The sequence below is a fragment of the Bacillus sp. BD59S genome, assembly GCF_007363175.1.
In the GTDB taxonomy this organism is placed as follows: domain Bacteria; phylum Bacillota; class Bacilli; order Bacillales; family Bacillaceae_G; genus Bacillus_A; species Bacillus_A pacificus.
Genome location: NZ_CP034684.1, coordinates 47,066 through 68,503, shown reverse-complemented (window position 1 = coordinate 68,503; position 21,438 = coordinate 47,066). Strand labels below are relative to the sequence as shown.

The 21,438-nt window shown below is 31.2% G+C and carries 24 protein-coding genes, 1 tRNA gene and 3 pseudogenes; 19 read left to right on the top strand and 9 right to left on the bottom strand.

Annotation, left to right across the window (positions count from 1 at the left end; all coding sequences use genetic code 11):
* Positions 1 to 137: 137 nt before the first annotated feature.
* The 5 genes and pseudogenes from EKQ63_RS00435 to EKQ63_RS00415 all read left to right on the top strand — a co-directional run.
* Positions 138 to 953 (top strand): DUF5677 domain-containing protein, encoded by an 816-nt coding sequence (locus EKQ63_RS00435; RefSeq protein ID WP_143880524.1) that lies wholly within the window; start codon positions 138 to 140, stop codon positions 951 to 953.
* A gap of 601 nt (positions 954 to 1,554) precedes the next feature.
* Complete coding sequence (locus EKQ63_RS00430; RefSeq protein ID WP_143880523.1) at positions 1,555 to 4,200, top strand: DNA methyltransferase; 2,646 nt, start codon at positions 1,555 to 1,557, stop codon at positions 4,198 to 4,200.
* A complete protein-coding gene (locus tag EKQ63_RS00425) occupies positions 4,200 to 6,122 on the top strand; it encodes a DEAD/DEAH box helicase (RefSeq protein ID WP_143880522.1) in 1,923 nt (640 codons plus the stop codon). Before EKQ63_RS00430 ends, EKQ63_RS00425 begins: the two co-directional genes overlap by 1 nt.
* Positions 6,115 to 7,296 (top strand): GIY-YIG nuclease family protein, encoded by a 1,182-nt coding sequence (locus tag EKQ63_RS00420; RefSeq protein ID WP_143880521.1) that lies wholly within the window; start codon positions 6,115 to 6,117, stop codon positions 7,294 to 7,296. The genes EKQ63_RS00425 and EKQ63_RS00420 overlap by 8 nt, the downstream gene beginning before the upstream one ends.
* Before the next feature lie 957 nt (positions 7,297 to 8,253).
* Positions 8,254 to 8,633 (top strand): annotated as a pseudogene (locus tag EKQ63_RS00415) (alpha/beta hydrolase); the annotation flags it as partial.
* On the opposite strand, the gene EKQ63_RS00410 reads toward EKQ63_RS00415, so the two are convergent.
* The 4 genes and pseudogenes from EKQ63_RS00410 to EKQ63_RS00390 form a co-directional block, all read right to left on the bottom strand.
* Entirely contained in the window at positions 8,624 to 8,992 is a 369-nt protein-coding gene (locus tag EKQ63_RS00410) for a hypothetical protein (RefSeq protein WP_143880520.1), read from the bottom strand. The pseudogene EKQ63_RS00415 and the gene EKQ63_RS00410 sit on opposite strands and share 10 nt — an antisense overlap.
* Before the next feature lie 419 nt (positions 8,993 to 9,411).
* Positions 9,412 to 9,704, bottom strand: a pseudogene (locus EKQ63_RS30080) (hypothetical protein).
* A 26-nt stretch (positions 9,705 to 9,730) separates the two neighbouring features.
* A pseudogene (locus EKQ63_RS30435) lies at positions 9,731 to 9,937 on the bottom strand (YolD-like family protein); the annotation flags it as partial.
* Positions 9,938 to 10,131: 194 nt separating this feature from the next.
* Complete coding sequence (locus tag EKQ63_RS00390; protein WP_143880518.1) at positions 10,132 to 11,085, bottom strand: hypothetical protein; 954 nt, start codon at positions 11,083 to 11,085, stop codon at positions 10,132 to 10,134.
* Between the two features lie 592 nt (positions 11,086 to 11,677).
* Between EKQ63_RS00390 and EKQ63_RS00385 the strand changes: the two genes are divergently transcribed.
* The 3 genes from EKQ63_RS00385 to EKQ63_RS00375 all read left to right on the top strand — a co-directional run bounded on the left by EKQ63_RS00385 (position 11,678) and on the right by EKQ63_RS00375 (position 14,050).
* On the top strand, positions 11,678 to 12,286 hold the full coding sequence (locus EKQ63_RS00385; protein ID WP_143880517.1) for a restriction endonuclease: 609 nt from the start codon (positions 11,678 to 11,680) through the stop codon (positions 12,284 to 12,286).
* Positions 12,287 to 12,300: 14 nt separating this feature from the next.
* Positions 12,301 to 12,819: a DUF1643 domain-containing protein gene (locus tag EKQ63_RS00380; protein ID WP_143880516.1), complete on the top strand. Its 519-nt coding sequence runs from the start codon at positions 12,301 to 12,303 to the stop codon at positions 12,817 to 12,819.
* Between the two features lie 307 nt (positions 12,820 to 13,126).
* Positions 13,127 to 14,050 (top strand): restriction endonuclease, encoded by a 924-nt coding sequence (locus EKQ63_RS00375; RefSeq protein ID WP_190240618.1) that lies wholly within the window; start codon positions 13,127 to 13,129, stop codon positions 14,048 to 14,050.
* Positions 14,051 to 14,105: 55 nt separating this feature from the next.
* Here EKQ63_RS00375 and EKQ63_RS00370 read toward each other — a convergent pair whose 3' ends face one another.
* Together EKQ63_RS00370 and EKQ63_RS00365 are read right to left on the bottom strand one after the other, a co-directional pair.
* Positions 14,106 to 14,309: a hypothetical protein gene (locus EKQ63_RS00370; RefSeq protein WP_143880514.1), complete on the bottom strand. Its 204-nt coding sequence runs from the start codon at positions 14,307 to 14,309 to the stop codon at positions 14,106 to 14,108.
* Positions 14,310 to 14,323: 14 nt separating this feature from the next.
* Complete coding sequence (locus tag EKQ63_RS00365) at positions 14,324 to 14,590, bottom strand: glutaredoxin family protein (RefSeq protein ID WP_190240617.1); 267 nt, start codon at positions 14,588 to 14,590, stop codon at positions 14,324 to 14,326.
* 460 nt (positions 14,591 to 15,050) lie between these two features.
* On the opposite strand from EKQ63_RS00365, the gene EKQ63_RS00360 reads away from it, so the two are divergent.
* The 5 genes from EKQ63_RS00360 to EKQ63_RS00340 all read left to right on the top strand — a co-directional run bounded on the left by EKQ63_RS00360 (position 15,051) and on the right by EKQ63_RS00340 (position 16,999).
* Positions 15,051 to 15,124: transfer RNA gene (locus EKQ63_RS00360), tRNA-Cys, on the top strand.
* A 98-nt stretch (positions 15,125 to 15,222) separates the two neighbouring features.
* Positions 15,223 to 15,891, top strand: coding sequence for a phospholipase A2 family protein (locus tag EKQ63_RS00355; protein WP_143880513.1), 669 nt, complete (start codon positions 15,223 to 15,225; stop codon positions 15,889 to 15,891).
* A gap of 160 nt (positions 15,892 to 16,051) precedes the next feature.
* On the top strand, positions 16,052 to 16,264 hold the full coding sequence (locus EKQ63_RS00350) for a helix-turn-helix transcriptional regulator (protein ID WP_000708736.1): 213 nt from the start codon (positions 16,052 to 16,054) through the stop codon (positions 16,262 to 16,264).
* Positions 16,261 to 16,668 carry a hypothetical protein gene (locus EKQ63_RS00345; RefSeq protein ID WP_001985717.1) on the top strand — a complete coding sequence of 136 codons (408 nt, stop codon included), beginning with the start codon at positions 16,261 to 16,263 and terminating at the stop codon, positions 16,666 to 16,668. Before EKQ63_RS00350 ends, EKQ63_RS00345 begins: the two co-directional genes overlap by 4 nt.
* Before the next feature lie 19 nt (positions 16,669 to 16,687).
* Complete coding sequence (locus EKQ63_RS00340) at positions 16,688 to 16,999, top strand: hypothetical protein (RefSeq protein WP_001985757.1); 312 nt, start codon at positions 16,688 to 16,690, stop codon at positions 16,997 to 16,999.
* Between the two features lie 37 nt (positions 17,000 to 17,036).
* Here EKQ63_RS00340 and EKQ63_RS00335 read toward each other — a convergent pair whose 3' ends face one another.
* On the bottom strand, positions 17,037 to 17,189 hold the full coding sequence (locus tag EKQ63_RS00335; RefSeq protein WP_000187390.1) for a YvrJ family protein: 153 nt from the start codon (positions 17,187 to 17,189) through the stop codon (positions 17,037 to 17,039).
* 14 nt (positions 17,190 to 17,203) lie between these two features.
* Positions 17,204 to 18,085 (bottom strand): S8 family peptidase, encoded by an 882-nt coding sequence (locus tag EKQ63_RS00330; RefSeq protein ID WP_143880512.1) that lies wholly within the window; start codon positions 18,083 to 18,085, stop codon positions 17,204 to 17,206.
* A gap of 195 nt (positions 18,086 to 18,280) precedes the next feature.
* Here EKQ63_RS00330 and EKQ63_RS00325 point away from each other — a divergent pair, with 195 nt between their 5' ends.
* From EKQ63_RS00325 to EKQ63_RS29750, 3 genes are all read left to right on the top strand, one after another.
* A complete protein-coding gene (locus tag EKQ63_RS00325) occupies positions 18,281 to 18,922 on the top strand; it encodes a sigma-70 family RNA polymerase sigma factor (RefSeq protein WP_001985679.1) in 642 nt (213 codons plus the stop codon).
* An 81-nt stretch (positions 18,923 to 19,003) separates the two neighbouring features.
* Complete coding sequence (locus EKQ63_RS00320; protein ID WP_000110136.1) at positions 19,004 to 19,234, top strand: hypothetical protein; 231 nt, start codon at positions 19,004 to 19,006, stop codon at positions 19,232 to 19,234.
* Positions 19,235 to 19,420: 186 nt separating this feature from the next.
* Positions 19,421 to 19,570 carry a hypothetical protein gene (locus EKQ63_RS29750; protein WP_001985804.1) on the top strand — a complete coding sequence of 50 codons (150 nt, stop codon included), beginning with the start codon at positions 19,421 to 19,423 and terminating at the stop codon, positions 19,568 to 19,570.
* 10 nt (positions 19,571 to 19,580) lie between these two features.
* Here the strand turns inward: EKQ63_RS29750 and EKQ63_RS00315 are convergent, their stop codons facing one another.
* Positions 19,581 to 19,934 carry a helix-turn-helix domain-containing protein gene (locus EKQ63_RS00315; RefSeq protein WP_143880511.1) on the bottom strand — a complete coding sequence of 118 codons (354 nt, stop codon included), beginning with the start codon at positions 19,932 to 19,934 and terminating at the stop codon, positions 19,581 to 19,583.
* Positions 19,935 to 20,113: 179 nt separating this feature from the next.
* Here EKQ63_RS00315 and EKQ63_RS00310 point away from each other — a divergent pair, with 179 nt between their 5' ends.
* From EKQ63_RS00310 to EKQ63_RS29745, 3 genes are all read left to right on the top strand, one after another.
* Positions 20,114 to 20,371 (top strand): helix-turn-helix domain-containing protein, encoded by a 258-nt coding sequence (locus EKQ63_RS00310; protein WP_143880510.1) that lies wholly within the window; start codon positions 20,114 to 20,116, stop codon positions 20,369 to 20,371.
* A 12-nt stretch (positions 20,372 to 20,383) separates the two neighbouring features.
* Positions 20,384 to 21,145, top strand: a complete 762-nt coding sequence (locus tag EKQ63_RS00305) for a BRO family protein (protein ID WP_143880509.1) — start codon at positions 20,384 to 20,386, stop codon at positions 21,143 to 21,145.
* Between the two features lie 116 nt (positions 21,146 to 21,261).
* Positions 21,262 to 21,399, top strand: coding sequence for a hypothetical protein (locus EKQ63_RS29745; protein WP_190240616.1), 138 nt, complete (start codon positions 21,262 to 21,264; stop codon positions 21,397 to 21,399).
* Positions 21,400 to 21,438: the final 39 nt, after the last annotated feature.

Sequence of the window (21,438 nt, the reverse complement as noted above, 5' to 3'; positions counted from 1 at the left end):
AGCTCAGAATGATTAGATGAGAGAAATGGAAAGAAATATGGTAAAATACTATTAGATATAGTAATAGGGTGAAGCTGATTTGTAATTTTGAGATACATTAAGCCCTTATAAAAAAACAGGGTAGGAAGGCGGAAATTATGAATGCACATGAAGTTTTGGGCAGAGGAATTGATTTTGGAAACGAATTGCTACAAAACTATATAGATAGTCATGATAATAATGATACTTATTCTATGGTTCTGTTAGGTTTGTTTAGAAAAATAGTTGAATTAAGCGATGGGGTATGGGTATGTGCAGATCACGAATTACGTGGTCCTTCGGATTTGAATTATAGAGGTCTTATAGAAGCATCTTTAGCTTTCAAATATATTTTAGAAGATGAAGAACTTGCGGTGAATAGAGCAATCGCATATAAAATAGGATATCATAAACATCAGATAGAGGCTGCAAATTATTCTCTTCAAAACGATAATTTAAGTCATGATGAAAGAATGTTTTTTGAGAATGCTATTCAAGGGCATGAGCGTATGCTAGAAGATGAATCATTCGCAAATGTTCTAGAAGAATGGAATAACTTACAACAAAGGCACAGAAGAAATTATCCTCCAAAGTGGTATTCATTATATAGTGGGCCAAATTCAATTAATGCGCTTGCCATACATCTCGCAGATACTGAGGAAGACTCAGAATTAATGGCGAATTTATATAGCTTTCTCTCAATTAATGCGCATAATTATCTAGCGCTTAGGGACTATCTAAATACTACACCTAATGTCCAAGGTTTAGCTGGCATTAGATATGCACTGAGTCCTGATCTTAGCGAATTTAATTTGATTCCCACAAGAGCTTTGCTTATATCATCAATATTAGCTTTTACTCAAGCTCTTTTTCCAGAGTATTTAGAGCGTTTGGGAGAATTTGCGAATGAAATTAGAGAATATTTAAGTTACTAGTATATTTAGGAGTTTATTTATAAGAATAATTTTAGTAGAGTGACATAGCGCTGTGTCGCTCTTTTTTTGAAAAAATTCAGCTAGCATTTCAAATTTAAATATTTACCAGAAGTCATATGGATTTTTGTTTTTCGTTTATAAGATTTCTCAACTGATAAAAAAGTTTGGGTATTTATAAAAAGTTGTATCATTTTGCTCTTTTCTGATTAACAAATTCTAAGTTGGTTTTAATCGAACTTAATTTCAAAGCTACAACAATTAAAAATAAACAGGTTCACCTCGTTCGTGTAAAATAGAAGTTATCATACAATTTATTTAATGATATACAGTATGAAATTTTAGAAGTAGAACAAGAAAATTGTTTTCTATCCATTTTGATATTAACTGGGATTTTTTTATAAAGAACGTATTATTAAGTTTAGTAATAGTGGAGCTTGGCCACCAAAATTAATTAGAAAGTTTGAAGAACAAGGGGTACCATTTATAAAGTAAGGTAAAAAGCAATTCTTCATAGGGACAAGCTTTTATTAGGTAATTAGTTTGGAGTCTGATTTTAGAAGATAAAGAAAAATATATGAAAGATAGTTGAGAGGGAATAAAGATGAATATAGCTCAAGTTGAAGAAAATATAGCTGAATTATTAAGTCCTTTAAATAAAGAGGATTTTATTTATAACTTTTTGTTAGCTTATGGTTTACCTAAAGCTTCTATTACTAGGCTGAGAAAAGGAAATCTAAATTTATCCCAAAATAAAGATATAGTTGCGTGGAAGAAGAAGGTTGTATTTAAAAACACAAATCAAAAAGATTTATATCCAGTCTTTGACGAATTAGAATCAAGTAAATTAATAACCTCAAGTCAGCCGAGATTTATAGTAGTTACTAATTTTAAAAATATTTTAGCTAAAGATATGAAAACAAAAGATTCTTTGGACATAGAAATGTCTCAGCTAAATAAGTACTTTGATTTCTTTTTACCTTGGGCAGGGGTGGAGAAAGCAAGTTATCAACTTGAAAATCCCGCTGATGTAAAAGCAGCAGAAAAAATGGCAAAGATCTATGATGAATTAAAAAAAGATAATGAAATTTATACCCCAGAGCAAACACATGAATTGAATATATTGCTTTCACGGTTACTATTCTGCTTTTTTGCTGAAGATACAAATATTTTTAAAAAATCCCAATTTACAGAGGCGATTAGTTCACACACTCAAGAAGATGGAAGAGATTTAAAAGAATATCTGAATCGTTTATTTGAAGTGTTGAATTTATCTGCTAAAGACAGAAAGAGTTTACCTGCATATTTAGAAGAATTTCCATATGTAAATGGTAAGCTATTTGAAGATATTAATTTAACTATAGAGTTTAGCAGAAAGTCACGTCAAGCCATTTTAGAGTGTGGATCTCTTGATTGGTCACTAATTAACCCAGATATTTTTGGTTCTATGATTCAAGCTGTTGTTTCTTTTGAATATAGAGGGAATATGGGAATGCATTATACTTCAGTTCCAAATATTATGAAGGTGATTCAGCCATTATTTCTTGATGAATTGTATCTTGAGTTTGAAAGAAGTAAAGGGAATGGAAAAGCGCTACTTGCTTTGTTAGAGCATTTGACAAATATTAATGTGTTCGATCCGGCTTGTGGTTCTGGTAATTTTTTAATTATTGCCTATAGAGAAATTAGAAAATTAGAGATGAAAATATTTGAAGAATTAGATAGGTTGAATCCCACACTATATCTATCTTCAATTACATTAGATCAATTTTATGGCATTGAAATTGATGACTTTGCACATGAAATAGCAATTTTATCTCTTTGGTTAACTGAACATCAGATGAATTTAGAATTCTTTAATAAGTTTGGACGAACTAATCCTACTCTACCATTAAAAAAATCTGGAAATATAATAAGAGGAAATGCTTTGGAAATAGAATGGAATATTGTATGTCCAAGAAATGTTAATAAATATGTATACTTATTAGGGAATCCTCCTTATTTGGGATCAAAAAAACAATCTAAGAGACAAAAAGAGGAAATGAAAAAGGTTTTTGATGGAGTTAAAGGTTACAAAAATTTGGACTATATCGCATGTTGGCTATACATAGGAGCGAAATATATTAGTGGTATAAACGGACAGCTGGCTTTTGTATCTACAAATTCTATAGTACAAGGTGATCAGGTGGGATTATTATGGCCCCATATCTATAATTTTAGTTTAGAAATTGGATTTGCACATCGTTCATTTAAATGGACAAATAACGCTAAATCAAAGGCGGCTGTAATATGTGTGATAGTATCTTTAAGGAATAAATCTAACGCTAAAAAGTATTTGTTTTCGGATTATAAAATGGAAGTAGCAAATATAGGACCTTATTTAAATGTAGGCCCAGCTATAGTAGTTTCTAAGAGGAAAAATCAAATTTCTAACCTCCCTGAAATGGCATATGGAAATATGCCATTAGAAGGTGGGTTTCTAAAATTAACTGCTGAAGAACAATTGGACCTTATTAATAAATATCCACAATCTAAGAAATACATTAAGTGTTTGATAGGTGGAGAAGAATTCCTTAAAGGTATCTCCAGATATTGTATATGGATTGAAGACAATGATTTAGAAAATGCGACGGAAATTGAGGGAGTAGCAGGTCGTATCAAAAAAGTACGAGAGTTTAGGGAGAATGGTGGAGAAGTAGCACGTACGTTAGTCGGGAAATCACATCAATTTAGATATAGAAAGGTTGCAAATAAGCATTTTATTTTAGTGCCACGTACTACTTCAGAGAATAGAGACTATATGCAGTGTGGCTTTTTTGACAGTAATTATATTACTTTAGATTCCGCTCAAGTTATATATGATAGTGAAGAATATGTTTTTGGTATAATATCTTCTTCTATGCATATGGCATGGATTAAAACAGTTTCAGGACGTTTAAAGTTGGATTATAGATACTCTAATTTACTGGCCTATAACACTTTCCCTTTTCCAGAGATAAGTAATATAAAAAAGAAAAAAATTACAGAAGCAGTCTATAAAATTATATATATACGTGAGTGTTTTTCTGAAAAAACAATTGCTGAGTTATACACTCCAGGAAGTATGCCAGAGGAGTTAAAAAAAGCACATCTTGAATTGGATGAAATTATCGATAAGTGTTATAGGAATAAACCGTTTATTAATGAAGATGAGCGAGTAGAGCATTTATTTAACTTATATAAAGAATTGATACAAAATGAGGTGAAATAATGAGAAATATAGTTGAAGTTCACTATCAAGCAACTGGGAATAGCTCTAAACATAATAATTTAGGAATGCGCGACATGCAAGTGAAAGCTTTTGAAGCTCGACAATCACAATATTTACTTTTGAAAGCTCCACCGGCTTCAGGGAAATCACGTGCATTAATGTTTATAGCTTTAGATAAGCTAATGCATCAAGGGGTGGGAAAAGTAATTGTAGCTGTACCAGAACGTTCAATTGGTAGCTCTTTTAAGAAAACAAATTTAATGGACTATGGTTTTTTTGCGGATTGGGAGCCTAGTCCTGAATATAATTTGTGTTCACCTGGTGGAGATAAGAGTAAAGTGAACGCATTTAAACGATTTATTGAAAGTAATGAAAAAATATTAATTTGTACACATTCTACATTACGTTTTGCTTTTGAAGAATTAGTTACAGAGAAATTTAACGATATATTATTGGCTATTGATGAGTTTCATCATGTATCTGCTAATAATGATAATAGATTAGGAGAATTGCTACGAACGTTAATTAGCCAAACTAATGCACATATTGTAGCGATGACAGGATCTTATTTTAGAGGGGATAGTATTCCAGTTTTGCTACCTGAAGATGAGACTAAATTTAAAAAGGTAACTTACAATTATTATGAACAATTGAACGGTTATAAATATTTAAAGTCATTAGGGATTGGTTACCATTTTTACCAAGGAAGATATACAGATGCTATTATGGAAGTACTTGATACTGACAAGAAAACTATTCTACATATTCCTAATGTAAATTCTGGTGAGTCTACTAAAGATAAGCATAATGAAGTAGACTATATTTTAGATTCTATTGGTGAAGTTGTTTCTCAGGATGAAGAAACAGGTGTTATTTGTGTAAGGCGTTATAAAGATAACTGTATAATAAAGGTGGCGGATTTAGTAGAGGACAGACCAAGAGAGCGTGAAAAAATAGTCAATTACTTACGTTCAATTAGTAAAACAGGAGATCTAGATTTAATAATAGCACTGGGAATGGCAAAAGAAGGATTTGATTGGCCGTTTTGTGAACACGCTTTAACAGTAGGATACAGAGGATCTTTGACAGAAATTATTCAAATTATAGGTCGCTGTACACGAGATAGTGATAATAAAACACATGCACAGTTTACCAATTTAATTGCACAACCAGATGCAGATGATGATGTAGTTAAATTATCTGTTAATAATATGCTAAAAGCTATCACGGCATCATTATTGATGGAACAAGTATTAGCACCGAATTTTAAGTTTAAACCTAAAAGGTCAACAGAGGATGTTGCTGAGCCTGGTGAGATTAAGGTGAAAGGATTTAAAATGCCAAGTACTCAAAGGGTAAAGGATATTATTGATTCAGATTTAAATGATTTAAAAGCAACCATTCTACAAGATAATCAGATGTTAAAGGCAATGCCTGGGAATGTTGATTCAGAAGTAATAAACAAGGTATTAATTCCTAAAATTATACAAGTAAAATATCCGGATTTATCGGATGAAGAAGTAGAGGAAGTTCGTCAACATGTTGTGCTAGATTCTGTGATTAAAAATGGTGAGGCAAAAGAAGTTGGAGACAAACGATTTGTGAAAATGGCGGAACGATTTGTGAATATTGATGAGTTACATATAGACTTAATTGATAGTATTAATCCTTTCCAAAAAGCATTTGAAATTTTGTCTAAATCTGTTAACGCGCCAGTATTAAAACTAATACAAGAAACTATTGAGGCTACCAGGATTCAAATGTCAGAAGAAGAAGCGTTGATTTTATGGCCTAAAATTAAAGAATTTGTTCAAACACGAGGAGTACAACCTAATTTGCATGCAGCAGATCCATTGGAAAGAAGAATGGCAGAAGCTATTGTTTTCTTAAAAGAGCAAAAAAGGAAGGTTCGTAATGGATAAGAAAAAAACTTTAAATTTAGAAGATATTTTTGCAGACGATGACTTAGGGTTACTGGATGTTAAAGAAAAAAATCCGGCTATTACAGAACAAGACCGTTTAATAGATTCCTTTAGAGAAATATTAGAATTTTATTATCAAAATGAGAGACTGCCTCTTGAAGGAAATAGTATTCGAGAAACTACTCTTAGTTATCGATTAAAAGGAATATTGACCAATCCTGAAAAAGTTGATAGTTTAAAACATTACGATAGTGCCGGGATCTTAAACATTTCTACTGAAAAAAAAGTTCCTGAGGTCTTAAATAGAGAAGTACAATCAATAGAAGATATTATCTTAGATGATCACTTGGGTTTATTAGATGACAGTGTTGAAGATATATTTACTATGAAGCATGTTCCTGAAAAGAAAACATCAATGCCTGATTATGTAGCACGTAGAAAAAAATGCAAAGATTTCGAACTTTATAAACCATTGCTCGTACAGTGTCAAAACGAACTTAGAGCAGGAAAGCGGAAAATTATTTCCTTTAGAAACGAACAAGATATAGAACAAGGATCTTTCTTTGTACTTAAAGGTGTTCTTCTTTATGTAGCTGAAATGGGTAAACGTAAAGTTGAAAAAGGAAAAGTAAATGCTCGCTTAAGATGTATTTTTGAAAATGGTACAGAGTCAGATATGTTGTTACGCTCCTTATCAGCAGAATTATATAAACATGGCAGACGTGTTACGGAACATGAGGATATAGAATTTATCGATGTGAATAAGGATGATATAGGTACTGGCTATATTTATGTATTACAATCTTTAAGTGAGAAATCAGAAATCAATCAAATAAATAATTTATACAAAATTGGATTTACAAAAAATACTGTAGAGCAACGTATTAAAAATTCAGAGCAAGATCCAACTTTTTTAATGGCCCCAGTAAAAATAGTAGCAACTTTTGAATGCTATAACTTAAATCCAAATAAATTAGAGCGCTTGTTACATCAATTTTTTGGAACAGCTTGTCTAGATATAAACATTGCAGATGAAAATGGAGTAATGCATAGGCCACGTGAATGGTTTATTGCACCGATAGAGGTAATCAAACAAGTCATTTTACTAATTCAAAGTGGGCAAATTATTAATTATAGATATGACCTCTCAACACAAACTATCGTTATAAAATAGTTATTGCTTAATAAGCTTTCAAATTGTAATCCAACTTTTTGATGAAAATCTAATCAATGAAATATGGAAAAGAATTCATTTTGTACTACTATGTAATATTAAAGAGAAGTAATAGTGTATAGAGGTTTGAAAATTAATAACTTATACATAATATTACAAAGTATATTAACTGAGATACATGTTGCCTTTAAAAAAGTCACGGTGTTTGTAAGAAAGACAAAAAATTTAAAAATAGGTATGGGGATTTCCCCCTTCAAGCAAGGAACTTTAAGTGGATTTTGATTAATTTTTTCAAAACATGCTTTTCCTATGTGTACTTATACCCATAATATTGACATTAATTTCATCCAACTTTTTTCTTTTTCACAAGGTGTAGATTTAAAATAAAGTTTAAATGTTTATAACAAAATATAAACGTTTTGAAAAAAATTAACTTATTTATACAAAAAAAATTCGTTAGAATATTTTAAGAGCAAGTTTTGATCAATCTTTTTTCAAAACTTGCTCTTTCTTTTTGTTCTTTTATCAAAGTCATTTGCATTAATTTGAACAAACTTTAAAACAACAATGGCAAAAATGTTTCAGGATAATTTAGAATTTTTTCTTGTAAACAGAAGAGTAAAATATGGATATATGCAGGTTTACGCTTTATGGGATGTTGAAAAAAATGTAAAGATATATAGTCAAGACAAGAAAAGTTAACTAATGTTTCATTTTTTAAATTTTAGATTAAGGATATGATAAAGATGCCGTATTGTTTGTTACAAAGTATGTAAAAGATTAGTTTAAAGACGAACTGAAATATAGAATTATTTTCTTGTTAGATTACAAAAAAATATTAGTAGTAAACAATGAAATAGAAAAACCATATATTGATGTTGTCTTAAAAAGTGAAGAAACTAAATTTATTGGGGGAAGTATAAATAAAATGTACTCGTCAATACGACAAAATAGTATATTGAATTTTCCACATCGCCTCCATTATATAAAGCGATTGCTTCTGAACTGTTGGTGTGGAAAAATTGGACCCGCTTAATAAAAGAACTATATAAACCATTAGAAAAACTATTAATTGTTATCGGCAGAGATCTTTATTATTCCATCCCCTAAATGATTGAGGTTGGCATGCAAAAAAAGAAGCTACACAACTTGAAGTAATGTGGCAAGAACTGATGCGTGAACAATTACATCTATCAACAAACAGTCAATATATTCTTGCCGAACATGCTGGTCACAAAATGGAAAATGACCGTCCAGATATTATCATTGAAGCGCTTCCCTCCTTACAAATAAAAAAAGAAGCAACTAAAGCTGCTTCTTTACTTATCTATTCATAATCTTCTGTGTCATCTTCTTCATAATACGTATTCCCATTGTTTACATAAATAGGACCATTCGCAACATCAATACGTAGTACCCATGCCCATGGAACAGCTAAACGTTTATGTAATGCGCGCCAAAAGTTCATTGATTTTCTTTCGTACTCCTGAAACTCCTGAAGTAACTCTTTATAGGAGGAACCGTCTAACTGAATATTTGCTTCTAACAAACGAGAATGGGCATAGTACTGTGACTCTAGTTCAGCAGCAATTTCCATTTCTTCTTCCGTTGCCATACCAATAATTGCTCCATCTGCTGGTGCAATTTCATATACGTTGTGAACTTCAATAAGCCCTTCTTTCTCTTTCTCAAACATGTAAACAGCCTCCTTTAACATATATTTTTTTATGTTACAAAGTCATACTTCTACAATAACCCCTCTTATTCCTCTTTTTTTGATAAACTTTTACAAATTATTAATCTGATGACCTGTATGCTTTATTCTTTCAGCAGAAACTAAACTCTCATTTTGAAAAGTTCAGGTGGCAGTATGAAAGGTTTGGAAAAAAACCTGCCAGTATATACAAATCAATCTCAAAAGTTGCAAGAGGCGATAAATCGTTTCTGTAAAATTATATAAGTGGAAATGTGGGAGTTATATTTAAAGAATGAAGAGGGGGATTTAAACTATTTTTAATAAAATTAAAAATAGTTTGGATGCATGTGAAGAAGAAATTTTCATTAGAAAGGTAAAATATGTAGATCATATCAAGTATAAAAGCTTAAATAATAGTTTTATTGAGCCTTTTTCACTTGAAATTTAGTTTCAATGATTCCAAAAGAAACTTTACATGGGAACTGTTTTTTTCCTGATGAAGCAGCAAACATACAAGAAAGTACCCAATATTCGATTTCTAAAGGTAAGCGGTATACTTGAATGCTACCATCAATTTTTTTACTGATACGATCGATGTATTTAACCTAGTTGTAGCGGGACCGTCCGTTGTTATCATTGCTACTGCATCGTTAGTATGAAGCCCAGCGCTTAAAACTTCATAAATCTGTCCATTGTTCTCATTAATAATCATAGGTATATTTAAAAGGGGATAGTGATTTATATCGTTATGAATAACTGTTTTTGCTGTATGCCTTGCTGATTTCCTTGCATTTTATTATAGAAAGCATCTGTGCATATGACAGCATTGTTATGCTGGCCAATACCAACAACAGTCATATGGATAGAGAGTAAATAACCATCTTCATAATATGTAATTAGTATTTCTTCTTCAGATAATAAGGAACATAACAAAATGTTCTCGATCTAAGACCGGAAGCGTTTCACTATACATTTCTTAATTATTTCAATTGTACTCAAAATTATGAATGAAAAAAGAGAGCCTTAGCTCTCATGAGTTAATAAGGTGAAATTATTTGAAATGTCACCTTTAAAAAGGAAATAATCCCCTCTAAAATTTAATTAAATCATGTTGCAATCAGTATTCGCTTGACAAAATGTTAGTTATCTTTCTCTTGTATTACCATTTGTTTAAGAAAATCATTGAATCGCTTATCTTTTTTTTCATTATTTGATTCAATAACATATTTCCATTTTTCCAATGTCCCTGGTTTGATGTAATCCATTATAGATAATACGTTAAATATAAATTCATACGCTTCTATTTCTAGCTCCTCACTTTTTTTACTATCGAATTCTCTTAAATTAACAAGAATATCATCAAATTTTTTACGTATGGATTCTGCTGCTTTATATAATTTTTCATCCATGGTCACAACTTGCTCTATAGTGTTTTTATATCTAAAAGCATAATCTTGAGTAAGCACATTGATATGCAGGTAATGTAGGATTAGGTAGATTTGCGTAAAAAAATAAGGGCCTTGCAATTCCTCTTTGACAGGTTTAGATAAAGTTTTTAATTGTTTATTCATAGATAAATATTCTGATAAAATGGTAGAACATATATCTATCCTTGATGCAAGAGTAAAAATAGGGCCCGCTATATTAGAGGGGTATTCCCCATAATTATAAGGACCATAACCTTTAATAATTTCATATTTCATAATTAGATTTTGATTAGCGTATGGTAGTTGATTACTAATAGTGTCTTTTATATCTTTAAAGAGAGAATTTGTATCTTTTATGATCTGATATTTAATATATTTTTCATTATCTAGAATATTTACATCCTCTTCATCAACTAAATATAAGAAATCTAAATCTTCTTGTGTTTCGTTCAGGTGAATATTAGGTGTGCCAATAGCTCTTTCTTCTTCTTCATTTAAGTAAGTAATAACTTTAAATATCAAAGGAGAATAGAGATTTTGTAAGCATTCTTTATTGTATTTTTCAGTTTCACGCCGTACTGCAAATTTATGTCCAAAATATTGACCTGCAAACGCTGCACTAAAGGTACTAATTGAAGTTATTATTGGTATTATTATAGGATCCATTGCATATCTCCTTAGCCTAAATTGTGATTTTATGTTGTAATTACAGAAGTTATTTTTTGTCCGAGATTTCACACCGAATGTTTCAAAACTTCCATTAAGCCACTTATAATCTTTTTAAATATTGTTACAAGATGTAAAATTATCAACTAATCATTGATATATTAACATAAAAAAGACAGCCTAAGGTGCTTTCCTCCGACTTGAACCATTTTAATAATATGTATTGGACTCCCATCCAAATAGTATTTTACCATATCAGTTAATTGTTCTAATGATTTCATTTTCTCAACTCCTTCTATATCACTAAAGGATTAGACATTGTTTTAATTTATCTAACTATATTTCAAATCCACACAACGGGAAAAACTCACAATGAATCGATCATTTTCATAATTTTTTCTTCCTTACAAAAAAAGGACAAACCTGTAGCAATAAGCAGCATTGGGTTTGTCCTTTTTTTGCATAGCACTTGTTAAATATTGATTTGAAATAAAGTAATTGCATTTTTATTTCAGTGTATCTATAATAATATGTAATCACATGTAACCACATGTGATTACATATTATATGAAAGTGAAGGTGAATGATTATTATGATTATTGATAGAAATGTTTGGATTGTTAGACCTTTACCCCATGGAGTTAACCGTATGAATGAATTTCTCGATGAAGATATCATTGCAATTGGTTTCCCAACTGGTAAGTCCTTTGAAAATTTTTCCTCTGATGATTTAAAGAAAATATTGGCGTCACACGGATGGGATGAAGGTTTTAAAACGGCAAATTTGTTTGTTAAATATTTGAATAAAAATGACATAGTAGTTGTTCCAGATAACAATAAAAGAGATATTTATTTCGGCATTATAGACACGAAATATTTTCACAAACCAGATAAAGATGTCCCGTATGAAAATTTATATCCTCATCAGCGAAAAGTTAAGTGGTTATTTGATAAAAAACCTTTTTTACGTTCTGACTTACCGGACGAGATACGAGGTTCTTTAAGGTATCCTGGAACAATAGCCAATATTACTAAGCATCGAGAGTTCATTGAGAATATTATTAATTTAGAAAACACAAATACTACAACAGAAACTTCGTTAAAAAGTTTGGCTGTTACACAATTAAAAGATTTGTTAACTTCTCAAAATGAAGAAATACGTATAAGAGCAATTGAGCTAGTTATGAAACATAATCTTTAAGATGGGTGAAAAATATGTCCGAAAAAATTATTACAAGCACAGCTTACTTTTCAGGAGGTTCCGAACGTAAACATAGATATTCTTTATTTCGTTACTGGAGTGAAGAAAAAAATTATGCCACTATTATTATGCACAATCCTACGCGTAAAGCAGATGAAATAGCATTTGATAAAAGTATATTTCTAGCACATAATTACTTTTACAACAAAGAGTATAGCGGATACTATATAGTAAATTTATATTCTTACCGCTCTGATAGTACAGAGGGATTAAAAGGTGTCCCTTTTAACGAAAAATTTGATTCAGATACAGATGCGCACATAAGAACAGCAATTGACAATAGTAATGATATCTATATAGCTTGGGGAACTAATACGAATAAAGTAAGACGAATAAATTTTATAAAAGAAATACTAAAGGATTACAATATTACACATGTTCACAAACTAAAGAAACTCAAAGGAAAAAACCAACATCCTAGTCGTTATAATAAAGATTTAAAATTTGATCATATAGCAGTCGAAAAAATATAAATATACTTTTTTGTACTACACAAAATAAAAAGAAAAAATGGTATGGAGAATTATTCTTCCTACATTAAATTTTCATAAGTTAATTGAAAAGCAAGATTTGGGAAACTTAATTACATCTAGTAGTGATTATCAAGAATATGAATGATGATAGAATATAAAGATGTTATAATACATATAAGCAATCTTATTCTAGACATGCTATTAAATAGCATGTCTTATTTTTTTTAAAGAAATATTTTCAAAAAAACGCTCTTAATTTATACTTGAAACTAAGCGATTTTTTAATGAGTAAATGGGAGGGTTTATTATGAGTTACAGAATTAAATACAGTGATACTGGAGAAGTATTTTTAGACAATATTCAAATAGGTAAAAATCTTGAAGTGAATTTTTCAGAAATACAGTATATAAAACCGTCTGAAATACAACCACGTATCACCATTTCAATAGATGAATTTCTAGATACCCAACACATTGAGATTACAATATCATCCAGTGGTGTATTTTTAGCCTATCATGTAGATTACGATGGATCTCTATCTACACGTTTTATTAAATATGCTCGAAATGCATACTATCCTACACTTGAAAAGTTCGCTTCTTCTAGGGCAATAAAAATATCCCATTGTCCTAATGATTCATTAATGACATTTACAAAAAAAATTATAGATACGAGTAAAACAATCGATGAAATTATAAATGCGCTTCATACAGATATTGAAAAACTTTTAATAGTCACTGAGAATTCTGTGGAAATACCTGATATTAAGTTTGAACCGATCTATGCTAAAGACGAAACTCCATTTAGAGATGTTTTCTTAGAAAGATTACTTCGTGGTTTAGGATATAGGGGAGTTAGAAATACTCATGGAAACAAAGAATATGGAAAAGATTTTGTCTTCTGTGAAAATTCTTTAATCGATAGAAATAGATATATCGCATTACAAGCTAAGGCTGGTGACGTAAGTGGAACAGCATCTAATGACGTGATTAGGACCTTAGTAAATCAAATTGAAAACTGTTTTTTAATTCCTTTCCCTGATGAGATAAATGGAGATGAACTTTACATTGATACAGTAATAGTAGCTATTAGTGGAAAGTATAAAGAGCAAGCGCAAAAAATAATTAGAAAGAGACTTAATGATTTAATTATAGGATCCGTTATTTTTTTAGATAAAGAGGCTTTAATTGATCTAGCTGAAAAAGTAAACAAAAATAATAAAAAGCTTTAATGTAAAAAACCCTCAACTATGTATTAGTTAAAGAGGGTTTTTTTAATTTTTAATTTCATTCATTAAAATAATCAGATTCGCAAGACAAGATTTTCTCAATCGATTTCTGTATGCCTTTAAGGTGTTTTGAGTAGTTTAGAGCAATGTCTTGATAAAATTCTCTTTCATCTTCATTGCAACAATCGATACATTGAGCAATTTTCATTAAATCAATTTTAACTTGATTACATCTCTTAACTTTTTCTTCAATAATATCCATGATTGTAACCTCATTTATTTTGAACTAGATTCTGATAGTAAAATTTTTTCAAGTTCTTTAATGGGTGCTCCAATAAACTTATGAGTTTCTTCGCCATCTTCAATAAAAATGGTTGGTGTATACTTTAAGCTTAAGTCTTCAAATTCTTTTTGAGCCTTTAAATCCTTAATAATATCTTTTTCAGTAAAGGTAATATTCTCTTTAGTAAGCCATTTCTTTAAGTTAATACAAGCCGGACAGTGGGGCATAGTAAAGACAGTAACTCCATAATTTTTCTTCATAATCAATACCTCCGCTTTTTTCTTCTCGTAAGTAGTAGAGAAATAAGATCTAAAAAAGTAAAAAAAATATAAATTTTTTCTGTGTTAAATTTCGTATAACTTACGGTCCTATTAAATATGCAGGAATAAAGAGAGTGTGGGTGAACGTGATGAAGAAATTGACTTAATGTAGAGTTCTTACAGTTTCTCAAAGTAAAAAAAGAAATTCGTACCTATGAGGTGCGAATTTCTTTTTTTTACACTCTTTTTAATTTTTGTGGACTTACTGCTCTATTACAAACGTAAGGCAATGAAATACTGAAATGTTGGCGTAGGAAGAGGTAAGGCAAATGTCCCAAAGCTTTAATTGCTGATGTAAATTTAGCTGCTGCCATTCAAAAAATAAAAAATTTAAAATTTCTTTTTAGTTTTTAGGGGCTCACCTCTCTATTACAAATGTAAGGCAACGAAATCTTAACATGATGGCATAGCCAAGAGGTAAGGCAAAGGTCTGCAAAACCTTTATCGCCGGTTCGAATCCGGCTGCCATCTCCATATTAGGGCAGTAAGTCTTTTGAAAGACACATGCTTCGCTTGTTCCTGGTTCGAATCCAGGTACTGCCTCCAAAATAATATTAAGGAGTGGTTTGTTAATGGTACAATTACAAACTTTATCAATAGAAGAGCAAGAAACTTTATTGGATAATGCTCAAATTAATACGGTTGCTGCAAAGCAAATGGTTCAAAAAATGACTCAATTCGTTGGTGCTTATGATCTTAATAATCGTAAAGGATTTAAATTTGAACAAGGTGATGTCTCGATTCAAGTAGTTATTTTAGGTAACATGGAAGATACAATTAAAGTGATTTATACAAAACTTGATAATGAAGAATTGGTTTCAGGTAGTGTTATTGTTGAAAAAGAAGGTAAAAAAGTTCTTAAAGGCTATGATATTATCGAAGATGAAGTAATCAAAACGCTTGAAACAGAAATTGACGATGAATTTTTAGAAGAACTTAAAGGTTTAGAAAATCGCGAACTACCAGAAACAGATACCGAGCGTGGAGAAGTTGTTAGTCAGTTACCGTGTATCTATGGAAACTGGTGTGGCCCAGGATGTTCAGGTCCAAAAGCTCCAATTTCTAAAGTAGATGCTTGTTGTAAAACACATGATGGTTGCTACAGTTCACGTGGATATTTTGCTTGCTCTTGTGATAAAAACCTTCAGAATTGCTTAGCTCCACATGTAAAGGCAGGTTCTGAGTGGGCGATTACAATTAGCCTTTGGTTCCGTAAACAACCTTGTAACCCATTTAAATAAGTAAGATAAAAAGGTGAACCTATTAAGGGTTTGCCTTTTTTTATGATAATTTTCAATTATTCCCTTTACATATCTATCCAATGTATAGTATTCTATACAAAGAAAGTATAGAATACTATACATTCAGCTATTCTAATTGGAATGAGGGGTACTGAATGAAATGAAAATTTATACCACAAATAAGGTAAAAGAACATAGGGAAATTGCTGGTTTAACTCAAACAGAGTTAGCTGAAAGGGTAGGGACAAAAAGAATAACGATAGCTTCTCTTGAAAGAGAAAAGTATGAGCCTAGTGTTGGTTTAGCCATGAGAATAGCTAAAACCTTTAATTGCGCAGTTGAGGACATATTTACAGAGGTGAAGAAGGATTGAATTACCTTTACAATTTTTTAATTAAAATAGTAATTAGTATTTTATTGATGGAAGCCACTTTTAATATATGGAAAATGGAGGCTGGAGAGCCGGGAATATTATCGTGGTTCTTACCATTAATCACAATTTTTTGGATCGTATTAACAATAGTTAATGCAGTGCAAATTAAAAAGGGGAAAAAGTGGTTAAAGGAAGAGGAAGAAGACGAAAGGGATCAAATGATTAAGTATAAAGTAGGCTATATAACTTGTTGGTCGAATATGGGCCTATTGGCATTATTGTTCTTCTTTTACGGTACGTTTGGAATCGAGATGTTTAATCCAGTATATGCGCTAGCGTTAATCGTCTTCTTAAATATTGTAATTTATTACAGTATGAAATTATATTTTCTGTTCTTTGAATAATGAAGTGGAGGAATTAAAAATGACAAATAGCAACGTAGAATTAAAAAAACAAGGGAAAAGAAGTATTTTAGGTGGAATTTCAATAGCTATTGCAGTAATTTTAGCAGCGCTTGTAATAAATTTCTTAACTGGATTAGTACCTTTAGAAAAAATACAGGGATTGCCTATTATTATGCCTTTTATTATTGCTCCAATTGGTGCAATAATAGGGTTTGTAGGTTATCGAATGAACAAAGATACATGGTCTTTATGGGGAATTATTCTTAATATTGTAATGTTCTTAGTACCAATTGTTTATAATGTAGTTGCAATTTTATTCTTTGGGGTTTAATTATCTAAAAGCAACAGTCAAAATGACTGATGCTTTTTTATTTGTCCTTTTCTGCGACTTGCTTTAATTCGTTAATTGCAATCGTTAATACCTCAATCCTCTTTTCGAACCTAATTAAAAGATAAATAGAAATCACGATAGGAAATCCAAAATTGCCTATTGATGCGCTAAACATTTCAAATGGGGTCATAGCTTAGCACCTCCTTATAGTTTCAGAACTCCATTTCCTTGGGTTTTATTGGTGTAACCTTTTAATAAAAAAGAGTGTGAAAGAAGATATTGATAAATAATGTTTTGGGAGAATGGCAAATGCTTTGCTTTGAAATAGGACAGGATTAAAGAGATTGCTCCTGTGATGTGTGGCGTTGCAACTGATGTACCTGTGAGCCTTATATAGTTATTTTGAGGGTAGGTTGAGTAAACGGACTCTCCAAGACTTAAAAAATCAATATTCTGGTTTGTATTGCTCATGTGTGTGGGAACAAGGTTCTTTCCAACAGCACCAACTTGAATAACTTCCTCGTAGTATCCAGGATAAAGAATTTCATCGGTTAGTTCTGATCCATCTCCGTAGTTCCCTGCAGCAACTACCACAAATATATTTTCTTGTAATGCCTCGTCAACTGCCTTCCTTAACTCTGGAACATCACTTTTTGTGCCTAAAGAGAGATTCATTATATCTACTTTTTCACCATTTTTGCCTCTCCAAGCAGTTGCAAAGCGAATAGCTTTAATTAAATGTTTATGAGTTGAAATACTTGTATGTCCAATGGCTTTAATAACTAAAAGCTTTGCCTTTGGAGCTATACCGATAGAATGTTTCTTATTAGTAGCCGCTATAATTCCAGATACATGCGTACCGTGTCCTGTATAGTCCGTCGCTATGCTAATTTTACCGTTATCATCATCTGTAAAATTGAATGTACCGATAATGTTGTCTTTTAACTCTTCATGGTTAATGTCACAACCTGTGTCAATTACAGCAATAATTGTATCTTGTCCATAATGACCGTTTTCCCAATATTTTTTAGCATTTATGAAGTCTATTCCATCGTTTATTTTAGTATCAGCTTGTGTACTTTTCATATAGACACCTCCTCATTTTTATTAGAGAAAGAAGTATCAAAAAACTAAAAAGAATTTACAAAATAAACATTGTTTTATTTTGTAAAAAGTACTAGATTTTCGCACTAATTTGGGAGATAATTAGAACACTTGTTCTTATTTAATTTTATTTTTTTCTTATATTTATATAATTTATGGAAAAAAGGAGGTTTTTTTATGGGGAAACATACTCACTCAAATTCCGATAATAACTATCATCACGACGAAGAGAAAAAGCAATTAGAGTACATACAAGAAATACGAAAGAAACTACCCTTAATATTAGAAAACCCCATTATTCAAGAGTTTTTAAAAGATAAAAAGCATGAAGAAATAATGAAAGAAGCTTTTAAAAACCCTTCTCAAAAAAACATCAATTTACTTAATCAAACATCAAAAGAATTTTATAGAATAAATCGTGTCCTGAGGTATTGCTCTGTTTTAATTCGTGGCCGTGCTATTGATTTCGATAAGAGACAGAGAAACAGAAATAAAAAACAAATGCTAATTTTTGATAAGAATGCTTTAGAAGGAGATTTTTCTGCAATTGAAACAATTGGGAGTTTGCAAGATTGCGAAGCAGAAAGACCTGAGACAGTTGTTATTGAAGGAGTGGGGAAAGGAAATGTTATTCCTGTAGAAAACGAGAAATTGGATAAAGCGATGCGTGCATTGACGGATAAGCAACGAATGATTCTCTACTACCGTTATGAAAAGATGCTTACAAATAGGCAGATTGCTGAAATATTGGGAGAAACAGAACAAAACGTAGGTTACTGGGTCAAAAAAACATTAAAACAGCTAAAGGATTCGCTGTAATGAAAGAGCATTAAAATAAATGAGTTATAAGATGGAGACATGCTTCTAAAGGATAATTAAATATAAAGGAGAGAGATGTTTATGTCCGTAGAAAATATTCAAAAGCAAGCAGAGGTACAAGCTATTATCGATCAGTTAGAGTTAAAAATATTGAAACATGTTCAACAAACTATTTTTAAAGAAAGAGAAGATTTAATGCAAGAATTGAAGATGGTAATCGTTGAAAAAGCCTATAAAATGTTAGATGAAGAGCCACCAGGATTCTTCGAATTTATTGAACGAGAAATCTTTAAAAAGGAAGTAATTATATAATAAAGAACAACCCTATACATGATTGATCCGGATGGATATTGATTTATGTAAATATAAAAAATGACACTATCCAATTGATAGTGTCATTTCTGCTCTAAAGGAAATGGAAACATTTTGACCCAAACAACAAAACTGACCTTTTTCTGAACGTCTATATATTTAAAGAGGATATTGGGGGAAGTAGATATGAAAAAAGAGCAATTAGTTAGGGAAGCAGTAAAATTGAGTTTGAAACACGGGGCTCCGATTAAAGCAGAAGATATTTTTAAAATATGTCTAGATGAATCTTATAAGAAAAGCCAAATACATAAAAAAGAAGACTGTCATGTAAAGTAGTCTTCTTTGATTAGCCATTCTTTTTATTTTGCATATAAGTAACATACATCTCTAATTGTTCCCAGGCTTTCTTTCTCTCATCTTCTGGAAGACTTTCAATTAAAGCCATTATGTTCTTACCTTCTTCAGTAACAATCTTGTTTTCTTCTTCGCTCAATTCAGGATCTTCCGATCTTCCTAACAAATAATCTGTAGTTACATTAAAATAATCAGCTATTTTTTCTATTGTTTCACGACTAGGTGTTTTAATGCCATTTTCAAATTTAGACACACTGGCTTTTGTTATACCTACAGCAGTAGCGAATTTTTCTTGTGTAAGTTTATGTTCTGACCTCAATAATTTTAAACGCTTATTTAACTCCATTTTAAAAATCACCCCTTAATTTACGATATATCGTAAGTTATTTTTATTATAATGTTTCCTAATAGGAAACGTAAACCCCTCAGAAAATTAACCAGGAGGAAATTTTTTTAAAAAACCACTTGAAGTTTCCCTTAGGTAAACTTATAATAAATTTATCGGCATCAGAAGGGAGTGATTAGATGCTAAATGAAAATTCAATAACAAAATTAAAAATAGCTTTTGAAAAATCAGACTTCACTTATGAAGGACTAGCTACAGTTGTTGGCATATCAAAGAGCTATTGCTATAAAATTATTAATGCTCATAAATATAAGAAGAGATTGTACTATGGGACAGCATCTAAAATTGCAAAAGCATTAAATGAAGAAGTGGCGGATCTATTTGATGAACATGAAAATTTTTTTAATAATAAAGTTTCCCTTAGGGATACAATATGAGGAGGAAATAAAATGAATCAATTACAAGTTTTCAATAATGAAGAATTTGGACAAGTTCGAACGGTGGTACAAGGCGAAGATGTTTGGTTTGTAGCTAAAGATGTAGCAGATGTTCTAGAGTTCAGTGACACAAACGCAATGACAAGACATTTAGATGAAGATGAATTGATGTCCGTCAAATTGACGGGTATGAATATGAAATCGACATTAATGAATGAATCGGGATTGTACTCATCAATATTACGTTCACGAAAACAACAAGCTAAAAAATTTAAAAAGTGGGTAACAAATGAAGTACTTCCTTCTATTAGAAAACACGGAGCATACATGATAGATAAAGTCCTAGAACAAGCGGTGACAAATCCAGACTTCGCAATTGGTCTTCTCACTAAATTAAAAGAAGAAAAAGAAAAGCTTGTAGCAGCACAGCAACAAATTGTAAAGCAGCAACCACTCGTAACATTCGCTGAAGCGTGTATGCAATCAAATGAATCTCTGAAAGTAAGTGAAGTTGCTAAGTTGGCAGCTAAACACAATATCAAAATCGGGCAACGTCAGTTATTCGCAAAACTTAGAGAATGGAATTTAATATTCAAACGTTCTACTGAACCAACTCAATCAGCAGTTGAAAAAGGATATTTTGAAATCGCACAAGGCGTTAAACAGAAGCCAAGCGGAGAACCATTCACATGGACAACAACATACGTAACACCCAAAGGACAAGCCTACATCATAGAGCGACTGAAGAAAGAACAGGAACAGGAGGCGGTGTAGATGCAAGAAGAAAGCATGTTTTCTTTATGTATGGTTGCTGTATTTTTCGCAGCGTTAGGCGGATTCGCTTATGTGATGGAACGTATAGATAAAAGGTTTATGAAGGGTGAAAAGTGATGGATAAACAACAGCGAGATGAATACGAACAAAAGAAACTCTTGTGGATCATAAAAGATTTAAGAGCTAAAGGGATACATAACAGCGCAGATAAGGTTGAGGAAATGCATAAGGGGTTTATAACTCTAGCTAAATGATAAAAGCCCTGCAGGGGTTGCAGGGCAAGACTAAGGGTA

What these genes read in the sequence shown, in the direction of transcription:
- EKQ63_RS00365 (WP_190240617.1), bottom strand. Translation starts at nt 14,590, where the DNA reads ATGAAGAAAAATTATGGAGTTACTGTCTTTACTATGCCCCACTGTCCG.
- EKQ63_RS00340 (WP_001985757.1), top strand. Translation starts at nt 16,688, where the DNA reads ATGACAAATAGCAACGTAGAATTAAAAAAACAAGGGAAAAGAAGTATT.
- EKQ63_RS00410 (WP_143880520.1), bottom strand. Translation starts at nt 8,992, where the DNA reads ATGTTTGAGAAAGAGAAAGAAGGGCTTATTGAAGTTCACAACGTATAT.
- EKQ63_RS29750 (WP_001985804.1), top strand. Translation starts at nt 19,421, where the DNA reads ATGAAAAAAGAGCAATTAGTTAGGGAAGCAGTAAAATTGAGTTTGAAA.
- EKQ63_RS00430 (WP_143880523.1), top strand. Translation starts at nt 1,555, where the DNA reads ATGAATATAGCTCAAGTTGAAGAAAATATAGCTGAATTATTAAGTCCT.
- EKQ63_RS00390 (WP_143880518.1), bottom strand. Translation starts at nt 11,085, where the DNA reads ATGGATCCTATAATAATACCAATAATAACTTCAATTAGTACCTTTAGT.
- EKQ63_RS00370 (WP_143880514.1), bottom strand. Translation starts at nt 14,309, where the DNA reads ATGGATATTATTGAAGAAAAAGTTAAGAGATGTAATCAAGTTAAAATT.
- EKQ63_RS00330 (WP_143880512.1), bottom strand. Translation starts at nt 18,085, where the DNA reads ATGAAAAGTACACAAGCTGATACTAAAATAAACGATGGAATAGACTTC.
- EKQ63_RS00425 (WP_143880522.1), top strand. Translation starts at nt 4,200, where the DNA reads ATGAGAAATATAGTTGAAGTTCACTATCAAGCAACTGGGAATAGCTCT.
- EKQ63_RS00310 (WP_143880510.1), top strand. Translation starts at nt 20,114, where the DNA reads ATGCTAAATGAAAATTCAATAACAAAATTAAAAATAGCTTTTGAAAAA.
- EKQ63_RS00335 (WP_000187390.1), bottom strand. Translation starts at nt 17,189, where the DNA reads ATGACCCCATTTGAAATGTTTAGCGCATCAATAGGCAATTTTGGATTT.
- EKQ63_RS00355 (WP_143880513.1), top strand. Translation starts at nt 15,223, where the DNA reads ATGGTACAATTACAAACTTTATCAATAGAAGAGCAAGAAACTTTATTG.
- EKQ63_RS00350 (WP_000708736.1), top strand. Translation starts at nt 16,052, where the DNA reads ATGAAAATTTATACCACAAATAAGGTAAAAGAACATAGGGAAATTGCT.
- EKQ63_RS00385 (WP_143880517.1), top strand. Translation starts at nt 11,678, where the DNA reads ATGATTATTGATAGAAATGTTTGGATTGTTAGACCTTTACCCCATGGA.
- EKQ63_RS00325 (WP_001985679.1), top strand. Translation starts at nt 18,281, where the DNA reads ATGGGGAAACATACTCACTCAAATTCCGATAATAACTATCATCACGAC.
- EKQ63_RS00435 (WP_143880524.1), top strand. Translation starts at nt 138, where the DNA reads ATGAATGCACATGAAGTTTTGGGCAGAGGAATTGATTTTGGAAACGAA.
- EKQ63_RS00305 (WP_143880509.1), top strand. Translation starts at nt 20,384, where the DNA reads ATGAATCAATTACAAGTTTTCAATAATGAAGAATTTGGACAAGTTCGA.
- EKQ63_RS00320 (WP_000110136.1), top strand. Translation starts at nt 19,004, where the DNA reads ATGTCCGTAGAAAATATTCAAAAGCAAGCAGAGGTACAAGCTATTATC.
- EKQ63_RS00315 (WP_143880511.1), bottom strand. Translation starts at nt 19,934, where the DNA reads ATGGAGTTAAATAAGCGTTTAAAATTATTGAGGTCAGAACATAAACTT.
- EKQ63_RS00375 (WP_190240618.1), top strand. Translation starts at nt 13,127, where the DNA reads ATGAGTTACAGAATTAAATACAGTGATACTGGAGAAGTATTTTTAGAC.
- EKQ63_RS29745 (WP_190240616.1), top strand. Translation starts at nt 21,262, where the DNA reads ATGGATAAACAACAGCGAGATGAATACGAACAAAAGAAACTCTTGTGG.
- EKQ63_RS00380 (WP_143880516.1), top strand. Translation starts at nt 12,301, where the DNA reads ATGTCCGAAAAAATTATTACAAGCACAGCTTACTTTTCAGGAGGTTCC.
- EKQ63_RS00420 (WP_143880521.1), top strand. Translation starts at nt 6,115, where the DNA reads ATGGATAAGAAAAAAACTTTAAATTTAGAAGATATTTTTGCAGACGAT.